Below are 9938 nucleotides of genomic sequence, written 5' to 3'. Positions count from 1 at the left end.
CGCCTGCTCACTTGCCGTCGCAACCTGGGCGGTCATTCTCTTTCCGCTGGCGTCAGGCTGACTTACCTTCCAGGTTTCACCTCGTCGGCGGCATCATGGCGGCCATCACGCGGGCAGGCTGCCATTCAATAATGTTCCGCGCATGCTGCATTGCCACAGCGAACAGGCAATTTCGCCATACCCTTATTCCCATTGCATTTAACCCATGCGCCTGTGAGGTGAAAACAACTATGGGAATGACCACACTTCCTATCATTCCCCATTTTTTGGGTAAGATCCCTTCTTGACGGTAAACTTTCTGCGGCGCCAGGATTGCCTGCTGCGCCGATATCGCCGATATACAGCCATTGCGAATTCACCAGCGTCATTCGAACGAATAGCAGATTCACCCATGTTGTCGACCCGCGAACCAGCCAAAATCGAAGTCCGAACCGCCGAACCCGGCGATGCCGGTTGTGCCTGTAATGTCTTGCGTCGCTCGATTTCCCAGTTGTGCGAACAGGACCATCGCAATGACAGTGCCATCCTGACGACATGGCTGGCGAACAAGACGCCCGAAACGGTAAGGAGCTGGATCGAGTCAGGGAAGAATTGCTCGCTGGTTGCGGTGATTGATAACCAGGTCGCAGGGATCGCCATCCTGACCCGTCAGGGGAAAATCGTCTTGTTCTACGTAGCGCCCGAGATGTGCCAGGCGGGCGCCGGGAATGCGCTGTTGCAGGCGATCGAACGTCGAGCCGATGAATGGGGATTGCGTACGCTGCAGGTGGATAGCACCCTGACGGCACAGCAGTTTTACTTGCGCCACGGTTTTACGTTGAACCGCACGACGACCAGTGCTTTCGGCACGGAAGCCTATTCCTTATCAAAGCAGCTGACACCGACAGGCAATCCGCAGAAAAGACCTTGCAGGTGCGGCGGCTGAATGCATAAGCAAGGCCGACGGCTTTGCATCCCTCCGCAGGGTCTCACGGTAGTCGAATCATGCCTGCCGTCACCCATACTCACAAAAGACATATTAGCCATACGCAAAATCATTGGTACGTTTCGCCGGTTCGTGCCGGAGAGCGGCTGAGCTGTTTCCTTATACCGAACCGAGCCATGAACATCGTGCATTGCGATGCGAACGCATCCTTGTCTTGGACAGGGTAGGGCCTCGGAAAAGGTTTCCTGAGGACCGATCCAATACATTTCGCATGTTGCCTTAAATTTAAGCGATATATGTCAGGAATCCAACAGACTCATCTGCGCAGGAACGGCACACTTTGCAACGTTGATAGTTTTTATGTTGCCGACAAAATGGATCACTGCACTGCGAGTTGTCCGAGACGATCTGTTCCTGCCGTTGATTGTTTTGTCAGCCGCTCAACGTAGTTTTATCCTTTGCCATTCTTGTCCGGAAGCGATCCGGCAGGCTATCGGAAACCTTTGCGGGAATCGTTTTGGGAGTTGCGGTGTACTGCATACCCGCCAGTATGAAATGGCGCGCAGGGAAGCTGCTGTCGGGAATCGATTCGCCCACGCCAGGTTGTTCAACAGCGCTGCCGACGTTCAAGCAAGCATAGAAAAGCCATCCGCGAGCGGAGACCCTGTCAGTCGTTTGAGGCTTCGAAGATTTCATTTGATGCCCAGTGTCCGACAAATAAAGAAAATACATGTCCGTTCCGATCACGCCAGACCAGCCACCTGCCAACCATCTGCTGTCATTGCTGCCGCCAGAAGACTTCCAGCGCATCGCCCCTTTGCTGCAATTGGTCCGCACCGAATTCAAGCAGGTGCTGTTCGAACGTGACAAGGTAATCGAGTATGTCTATTTTCCTTGCACCAGCGCTTTTTCGGTTCTGACGTTCCTGCAGAACGGTACTGCCATTGAAGTCGGTACGATCGGCAATGAAGGCTTCTCAGGGGTTAATTTGCTGGTCGGCACCGAGTACGCGACTGAAACGACGATCTGCCAGGTCGCCGGTGACAGCTTGCGAATGCGGACGTCCGATTTCAAGAACGAGATTACGACCGACACGCCGCTGCGTCGTGTCGGTCTCAAGTTCCTTCAGGCTTACCTGAGCCAGGTATCACAGTCGGTTGCCTGCAACCGCCTGCACACCATTGAAGAACGATTTGCTCGCTGGGTGCTGATGACGCATGACCGCGTTCGTACCGAGCAATTCCACCTCACTCAGGAGTTTCTTGCCGATATGCTGGGCGTCCATCGTCCCAGCGTGAGTCTCGTGGCGAGTTCCTTTCAGCAGGCCGGCTTGATCAAGTACAGCCGCGGCAATCTCACCATCCTCAATCGCACCGGCCTTGAAGCAACATGCTGCGAGTGCTATGGCATGGTCAAAGAACAATTTCAACGGGTTCTCGGATTGTCGCGAAGCTAGGATTTCCCATCATTCAGGCAAGTACATTACCCTGTTGTAATAGAAGTTTTTTATAGGAAAAGCCTTCTCCATCAAGCACCGCAAATAGCGGTGTTTATGTCACTCTCCATACAGACTCCCGTTATTCGATCTATCAGAATTTGTTTTTTCAAATTCATCACCGTCGCAGTTGTCACGCGCGCTTCGTGCATCCGGCCGATACTCTTTTCAGGTGGCTGGTCGTTTGCGTGATGACCGTATTTTCCGGCGGCACCTGCAGAGGAACCTATGACTGAACAAGAAATTACAATTGCGGGTCCCTACAATCCGGACCGGCTTCTCGATACATTGGTTGAAAAGCTTGATGTGGATAACGATACCGAACTGGCACGCAAGCTGAAAGTGGCACGTCCCATCCTGGAGATGATAAGGCGACGTGAACTGGGAGTCAGCGCGTCGATGCTGATGTGGATGCATGAAGCCAGCGGCATGGCGATACGCGATCTGCGGACGTTGCTTGGCGACCGGCGAGGGCGATACCGGCCGCTGCGCGCGGGCGATTATGCCGCCATAGTGGGATTGCGCAAGTAGACATCATGGCCATGCGTTGCATATTCATGCACGGCTCATAACCTGGAGAACACGAGCGAGATTATGGATATTACGAAAGACATGCTGCAAGCAGCAACCAGGAAAGCGGTGGAGGCAGGATTGCTGCCACGACGTGTTTATGTGGAAGACATCGCCACCAATGCGGAAATCATGCGAGACATTCTGGAAGCAGCACTGGAAAGTGCTGCCAAGAGCGATAGCGATCTTTCCAGTCCTGCTCCGCAACCTAATTAATCCCGTCCAATTCTTTGGTCCATCGGTTCCTGCCTGACAGACATCACCAACGCCGGGACATCTTCACCGCCCTTTCCAGGGCGGTGAAAATCCGTCAGGGAATCAGCGGCCTGCGCGTTGCCTGTTTCGCCTTGATATCCTTGATTGCTGCCTGCATTGCCGAAATCCGAGCCGGCGTTGCAGGATGCAGCGCTGTATAGGCGTTGAGCATTGACGGCGGATACTGGCTAGCTAGCCTGCTCCAGAAAGCCGGCGCGTTGTCGATGTTGTAGCCGGCGCGCGCCAGCATATACATCGACAGCTTGTCGGCGGCGGTGTCCAGCTCTACCGGGTAGGGGAGGATGCCTGCCGTGCCCGCCATCGTGCTCATGTCGGGCCGGATCAGCACCAGGTTATCGATGACGCCGCCTATCGTCGCGCTCATGCGCTGCCGGTTGGCATGCGCCAGCGCGTTATGCGCCATTTCCTTTGCCATCACGTATGCCAGCTCCTGGTCGGATCGCGCGACGTTCAGCATGCCGCGGGTAATCAGTACGCGGTAGCCATCGCCGTAGGCATTGACGTTATCGGTATTGCCCAGCTCGATGCCGAATGCACAGGCAAACGTCAACGGCACGGTAAGCGGCAGCTCGGCGCCATTGCGGCGCACCGTCAGCCTGACGCTGGTTCGTCCGGCCAGCAAGGGGCCGAGCAGGGCGCCCGCCTGACGCTCCGCGTTCTGGCCCTGGGGCATGGGCTGGTTCTCCACCGCAATCAGCGTGTCACCGCGTTGCAGGCCGGCTTTCGCCGCGCCGCTCTGCGCCAGCACGCCCATCACCTTCAATTGCTCATCCATGCCGAACACCTTCTGTGCCGCATTGACGAACTCGGACGAGTAGGAGTATTTGTTCTTCGCGGTGAAGCCCAGCAGGTTGCGGGCATTGTTCCGGCACAACTCGGGATTGCGCACCAGCAGCGGTCCAGCCACCTGGTAAAGCCTGTCCTGCTGCGCGACGAGCGATCGCAGGGCTTCTTCCTCGGCGCTGGATACCGGCGGCGGGGTGACAGGGGTGACGCGCGGCTCGGGCAGGACGGGATTGTCCGGCGGCAGCGGGACACTGGTGCACGCCGCCAGCAGCAGAGCCACCGGCAGCACGCCGGCCAGTGGTGTTGTCAGGAAGCGGGTTCGGGATGGCATTGTTGTTGTCCGGCGCATGTGATTCTCCATGAAATGGATCAGTGTTTTCCTGTGCTGCCGAAACCGCCGGCACCGCGTTGGCTATCGGTGAATTCCTCCACCACCTCGAATCCGACCTGCAGGACCGGGACGATGACAAGTTGCGCCAGCCGTTCCATCGGCTGCAGCGTGAATTCCGCTTGCCCCCGGTTCCAGGTCGATACCATCAGTTGCCCCTGGTAATCCGAATCGATCAGGCCGACCAGGTTGCCGAGCACGATGCCGTGCTTGTGGCCCATGCCGCTGCGCGGCAGGATCATGGCGGCGTAGCCGGGGTCGCCGATATGGATTGCGAGACCGGTCGGAACAAGATGGGTGTCGCCGGGTTTGATGACGAGCGGGGCATCGAGGCAGGCGCGCAGGTCGAGCCCGGCGCTGCCCGGTGTGGCGTAGGCAGGCATCTGTTCCTTCATGCGCGGATCGAGAATCTTGACGGCGATATTTTTCATTGTTGGCGGACGTAAGGTGAAGCGGCCGCCGATCCGGCGGCAGGGTTAATCAATAGCGGCGACCGGTATGGCCGGAGCTACGCAAGACGACGGGCGATCTCCGCAACCAGGTGACGCGCAAGTGCCTGCTTGTCGGCGCGGGGAAGATGGATCTGGCCCTGTTCGTCGAACAGCACCAGTTCGTTGTCGTCCTTGCCGAAGGTCTGATGGCCGATATTGCCGACCAGCAGGGGAATGCCCTTGCGCTGCCGTTTTTCTTCGCCGTAGCGCAGCAACTGCTCGGACTCGGCCGCGAAGCCGACGCAGTACGGCCGTTTCGGCAATGCGGCTACTGCGGCCAGAATGTCCGGGTTTTGCTCGAACTGCAGCAGCGGCGCACCGCCCTCGGCGGTTTTCTTCAATTTCTGTTCGCTGACATTGGCGACGCGCCAGTCCGCCACCGCCGCGACCGCGATGAAGACATCCTGGTCGGCAGCATGGGAAAGCACCACATCGTACATTTGCTGCGCAGTATGGACATTGATCCGGTGCAGGCCATAGGGCGCCGCGAGTGCGGTCGGGCCGGATACCAGCGTTACCTCGGCGCCCGCTTCGCGCGCGGCGCGGGCAATCGCATACCCCATTTTGCCGGAGGAGAGATTGGTGATGCCGCGGACAGGGTCGATCGGTTCGAAGGTCGGGCCGGCAGTGACCAGCACGCGTTTCCCCGCCAGCAATTTGAGGTGCAACGCGGCTACCACTTCCTCCAGCAGGTATTCCGGTTCCAGCATCCGGCCCATCCCGGTCTCGCCACAGGCCTGATCACCGGCCTCCGGGCCGAGAATATGGATGCCGTCCTCCTTGAGCTGGCGGAGGTTGCGCTGGGTGGCGGGGTTCTGCCACATTTCGACGTTCATTGCCGGCGCGATCAGCAATGGCAGCAGCAATGGACGCGCCACGCAGAGCGTCGACAACAGGTCGTCACAGGCGCCATGCGCGAGTTTCGACATGAAATCGGCGGAGCAGGGGGCAATGACGATCGCATCGACGCCGCGGGTGAGGTCGATGTGCGGCATGTTGTTGTCGATGCGCGCATCCCACTGATCGCAGAACACCGGATTGCCGGACAGCGCCTGCATGGTGACCGGCGTAATGAACCGGGCAGCCGACTGGGTCATGACGACCTGCACCGACGCCCCGGCCTTGGTCAGCCTGCGGGTGAGGTCGGCCGCCTTGTAGCAGGCAACGCCCCCGGTCAGTCCCAGTACGATCTTTTTACCGGCGAGATCCATTGAACCTCCTGATGTAGAGTCGGGCTAGTGTATCCGCAATATCCATGTCTGCCGGATAGCACGGGTTTCCAATCATGCTGTCGGCGGCGCCTACTTGCCGACCCGCCGCAGCTCGTCGTAGATGAACAGGGCCGCGCCCACGCAGATGGCGCTGTCGGCGACATTGAAAGCCGGCCAGTGCCAGGTGCCGACATACACGTCGAGGAAGTCGATGACATAGCCGTACAGGGCCCGGTCGATCACGTTGCCGATCGCGCCGCCGAGGATCAGCGCCAGGGCCCAGCAGAACAGGCGCTGGCCGGCGTGTCGTTTCAGCAGGTAAATGATGAAGATGGCCGCCGTCACGCCGATGGCGGTGAAGAAGTAGCGCTGCCAGCCGCCCTGGTTTGCAAGGAAGCTGAAGGCGGCGCCCTTGTTATGAACCAGGACCAGATTGAAGAACGAGGTCACCGGATAGGATTCGCCATACGAAAACAGTTTGGTGATGGTGACCTTGGTGATCTGGTCGAGCATGATGATGATGGCAGCGATGCCCAGCCAGGGAGTGATGCCGGCGCGATTGTCGGAGAACGTGTTTTTCTTGGCCATGTTTGATTGCTTGTAATTGATTCCGTTTTCGGGGCACGAGTAAGCTGCGCAGGCCCGGCGCTTTCAGTAACTGAAAGGCCGGGTCCGTCGTCAGGACTGCGCCATGCCTTGTGGCAAACGCCCGTTAGGCGAATGTGCGCGCTTCACCGCTGCCGAACAGGTTCGCCACGCAACGTCCGCAGATGCCGGCATGCTCGGCGTGCGAACCCACGTCGGCCCGGTAATGCCAGCAGCGCTCGCATTTCTGATGGGCCGACGGCGTGACGATGATGGCTTCCTCCCCTTCGTTCGCCACCTGGGTGACCGTCGCCTGCGAGGTGATGAACACGAACTTGAGGTCTTCCCCCAGTCCCTTGAGCAAGGCGTACTTTTCGCCGCTGGCCTTGATCTCCACTTCGGCCTGCAGCGACGAGCCGATGCCGCCGGCAATCCGGACCTCCTCCAGCTGCTTCATGACCTCCGCGCGCAATCCGCGCAGGGCATCGAAACGATCCACCAGCGGCGCTGCGTTCGGTACTTCCGGCAACGCGTAGTAGGTCTGGGTGAAGATGGTTTCGCCGCTTTCCGCAAAGGCTTCCTTGCTTGCGAATACCGCCCATGCCTCCTCGGCGGTGAAGGACATCATCGGCGCCATCAGGCGCAGCAGCGCCTGGGTGATGTGCCAGATCGCGGTTTGCGCCGAGCGACGGGCAGTCGAGGTCGCACCGCAGGTGTACAAACGGTCCTTGAGGATGTCGAGATAGAACCCACCCAGGTCCTCCGAGCAGTACATCTGGATTTTCGCCACCACCGGATGGAATTCGAATACCTGATAGTGCTGCAGAATTTCCGCCTGCAGTCCGGTCATGCGGGCAATCGCGTAGCGGTCGATCTCGAACAGGTCGGCCACCGGCAGCGCATCCTTTGCCGGATCGAAATCCGATGTGTTCGCCAGCAGGAAGCGCAATGTGTTGCGGATGCGGCGGTAGGCTTCCACCACGCGCTTCAGGATCTCGTCGGAGATCGACAGTTCGCCCGAATAATCGGTGGACGCGACCCACAGACGGAGGATTTCGGCGCCGAGCGTGTCCGACACTTTCTGCGGCGCGACCACGTTGCCCTTCGACTTCGACATTTTCTTGCCTTCGCCGTCCACCACGAAACCATGCGTCAGCAGGGCTTTGTATGGCGCGCGGCCGTCGATCATCGAGGCGGTCAGCAGTGAGGAATGGAACCAGCCCCGATGCTGGTCCGAGCCTTCCAGATAGAGATCGGCCGGGAACTGCGACTGTGCCGCGTGCGAGCCGCGCAGGACGGTGTAATGCGTGCTGCCGGAATCGAACCAGACGTCGAGGGTGTCCTTGTTCTTCAGGTACATGTCGGCGTCGGCGCCGAGCAGTTCCTTCGGATCGAGCGATTGCCACGCCTCGATGCCGCTCTGCTCGACACGTTTCGCCACTTCTTCCAGCAACTCCGGCGTGCGCGGATGCAGCTCGCCGGTTTCCTTGTGCACGAAGAAGGCCATCGGCACACCCCACTGGCGCTGGCGCGACAGGGTCCAGTCGGGCCGGTTGGCGATCATGCCGTGCAGCCGCGCCTTGCCCCAGCCGGGGAAGAAGTCGGTGGCTTCGATGCCCGCCAGCGCGGTTTCACGCAGCGTCGGGCCGCCGTCCTTCGGCTTGCGGTCCATGCCGGCGAACCACTGCGAGGTCGCGCGGTAGATGATCGGCGTCTTGTGCCGCCAGCAATGCATGTAGCTATGGTCGAACATCACCAGCTTGAACAGCGAGCCGGCCTCGTCGAGCTTGGCGCAGATCGGCTTGGACGCTTCCCAGATGGTCAGCCCGCCAAAGAAGGGCAGCCAGGACGCATAGCGGCCGTCGCCCATCACCGGGTTCAGGATGTCGTCGTCCTTCATGCCGTGCGCCTTGCAGGACAGGAAGTCGTCCACGCCGTAGGCCGGCGATGAGTGCACGATGCCCGTGCCGGTGTCGAGCGTGACGTAGTCGCCGAGATAGACCGGCGACAGGCGGTCGTAGCCTTTGTCGAGGTGGGCGAATGGATGACGGAAATTGATCAGCGACAGCGCCTCGCCCTTGCAGGTGGCGATGATCGAGCCCTTCAGTCCATAACGTTCCAGGCAGGCCGGCGCGAGGTCCTTCGCCAGCAGGAGCAACAGGGCTTCACCGTTGCGCTCGGTCTGCACCAGCGCGTAGTCGAATTCCGGATGGACGTTCAGCGCCTGGTTGGCAGGAACGGTCCATGGGGTGGTGGTCCAGATCACCACATAGCCCTTGTCGGTCGGCAGCTTGGGGAGGCCGAACGCCTTGGCCAGCTTGTCCTGCTCGGCGAACGGGAAGCCGACGTCGATCGCCGGGTCTCGCTTGTCCTGGTATTCGACTTCCGCCTCCGCCAGCGCGGAGCCGCAATCGAAGCACCAGTTGACCGGCTTCAGTCCGCGGTACACATACCCCTTGTCGAGGATCTTGCCGAGGGCGCGAATCTCGTCGGCCTCGTTGCGGAAGTTCATCGTCTTGTACGGATTGTCCCACTCGCCCAGCACGCCGAGGCGGATGAAGTCCTTCTTCTGTCGCTCGATCTGTTCGCTCGCATAGGCGCGCGATTTCGCCAGCACGTCGGCGGTGGGAAGATTCTTGCCGAACTGCTTTTCAATCTGGATTTCGATCGGCATGCCGTGGCAGTCCCAGCCCGGGACATACTGCGCATCGTATCCCGCCATGTTGCGTGCCTTGACGATCATGTCCTTCAGGATCTTGTTGACCGCATGGCCGATATGGATATCCCCGTTGGCATATGGCGGACCGTCATGCAGGATGAATTTCGGGCGGTTGGCGGAAGCCTTGCGGATCTTCTCGTAGATCTTTTTATCCTGCCATTCCTTGACCCATTTCGGTTCACGCTTGGCGAGGTCGCCGCGCATCGGAAAGGCGGTTTCGGTCAGGTTGACCGGGTACTTGTTTTTTTGGTCGGACATGATGGCTTCAAATGAGAAATCGGTTGATCAAACAGGCGCAAACGGAATGTTCGATCATCAAATTCGGTCGGTCGCGGAGGTGGCTGCGGCATCCTGCCGCTCGAAGTAGGCGCGGGCATCATCGGCGTCGCGTTCAATGGCTGCTGTCAGCGTCGGAAGATCGACATACTTTTCCTCGTCGCGCAGTTTTTTCAGAAACTCCACGCGAATCAACTCGCCATAGCACTCGCGGTG

Annotated in this window: 11 protein-coding genes; 4 read left to right on the top strand and 7 right to left on the bottom strand. The window is 59.4% G+C overall.

The window, feature by feature from the left end; translation table 11 throughout:
- Nucleotides 1–391 precede the first annotated feature (391 nt).
- Complete coding sequence (locus tag VGU61_RS07785; protein ID WP_326858542.1) at nucleotides 392–925, top strand: GNAT family N-acetyltransferase; 534 nt, start codon at nucleotides 392–394, stop codon at nucleotides 923–925.
- A gap of 432 nt (nucleotides 926–1357) precedes the next feature.
- Here the strand turns inward: VGU61_RS07785 and VGU61_RS07780 are convergent, their stop codons facing one another.
- The gene (locus VGU61_RS07780; protein WP_326858541.1) at nucleotides 1358–1657 is read right to left on the bottom strand and encodes a hypothetical protein; all 300 of its coding nucleotides are present in this window, start codon (nucleotides 1655–1657) and stop codon (nucleotides 1358–1360) included.
- On the opposite strand from VGU61_RS07780, the gene VGU61_RS07775 reads away from it, so the two are divergent.
- The 3 genes from VGU61_RS07775 (at nucleotide 1656) to VGU61_RS07765 (ending at nucleotide 3206) form a co-directional block, all read left to right on the top strand.
- A complete protein-coding gene (locus VGU61_RS07775) occupies nucleotides 1656–2381 on the top strand; it encodes a Crp/Fnr family transcriptional regulator (protein ID WP_326858540.1) in 726 nt (241 codons plus the stop codon). The two genes, VGU61_RS07780 and VGU61_RS07775, sit on opposite strands and share 2 nt — an antisense overlap.
- A 267-nt stretch (nucleotides 2382–2648) precedes the next feature.
- Nucleotides 2649–2951 (top strand): hypothetical protein, encoded by a 303-nt coding sequence (locus tag VGU61_RS07770; protein ID WP_326858539.1) that lies wholly within the window; start codon nucleotides 2649–2651, stop codon nucleotides 2949–2951.
- A 63-nt stretch (nucleotides 2952–3014) separates the two neighbouring features.
- The gene (locus tag VGU61_RS07765) at nucleotides 3015–3206 is read left to right on the top strand and encodes a hypothetical protein (protein ID WP_326858538.1); all 192 of its coding nucleotides are present in this window, start codon (nucleotides 3015–3017) and stop codon (nucleotides 3204–3206) included.
- Nucleotides 3207–3300: 94 nt separating this feature from the next.
- Here VGU61_RS07765 and VGU61_RS07760 read toward each other — a convergent pair whose 3' ends face one another.
- The 6 genes from VGU61_RS07760 to VGU61_RS07735 form a co-directional block, all read right to left on the bottom strand.
- Nucleotides 3301–4383: a M48 family metallopeptidase gene (locus VGU61_RS07760; protein ID WP_326858537.1), complete on the bottom strand. Its 1083-nt coding sequence runs from the start codon at nucleotides 4381–4383 to the stop codon at nucleotides 3301–3303.
- Nucleotides 4384–4421: 38 nt separating this feature from the next.
- The gene (dut, locus tag VGU61_RS07755; RefSeq protein ID WP_326858536.1) at nucleotides 4422–4871 is read right to left on the bottom strand and encodes a dUTP diphosphatase; all 450 of its coding nucleotides are present in this window, start codon (nucleotides 4869–4871) and stop codon (nucleotides 4422–4424) included.
- A 77-nt stretch (nucleotides 4872–4948) separates the two neighbouring features.
- Complete coding sequence (gene coaBC, locus VGU61_RS07750; protein WP_326858535.1) at nucleotides 4949–6142, bottom strand: bifunctional phosphopantothenoylcysteine decarboxylase/phosphopantothenate--cysteine ligase CoaBC; 1194 nt, start codon at nucleotides 6140–6142, stop codon at nucleotides 4949–4951.
- 90 nt (nucleotides 6143–6232) lie between these two features.
- Entirely contained in the window at nucleotides 6233–6730 is a 498-nt protein-coding gene (gene lspA / locus VGU61_RS07745) for a signal peptidase II (protein ID WP_326858534.1), read from the bottom strand.
- 124 nt (nucleotides 6731–6854) lie between these two features.
- Nucleotides 6855–9704, bottom strand: coding sequence for an isoleucine--tRNA ligase (gene ileS, locus VGU61_RS07740; protein WP_326858533.1), 2850 nt, complete (start codon nucleotides 9702–9704; stop codon nucleotides 6855–6857).
- Nucleotides 9705–9761: 57 nt separating this feature from the next.
- The coding region (locus VGU61_RS07735; RefSeq protein ID WP_326858543.1) for a riboflavin kinase at nucleotides 9762–9938 on the bottom strand (177 nt) is incomplete at its 5' end.

The sequence above is a fragment of the Noviherbaspirillum sp. genome (genome assembly GCF_035944575.1).
Taxonomy (GTDB): domain Bacteria; phylum Pseudomonadota; class Gammaproteobacteria; order Burkholderiales; family Burkholderiaceae_D; genus Noviherbaspirillum.
Note: the sequence above shows the minus strand (reverse complement) of the source record. Positions and strands in the feature narration are given on the sequence as shown.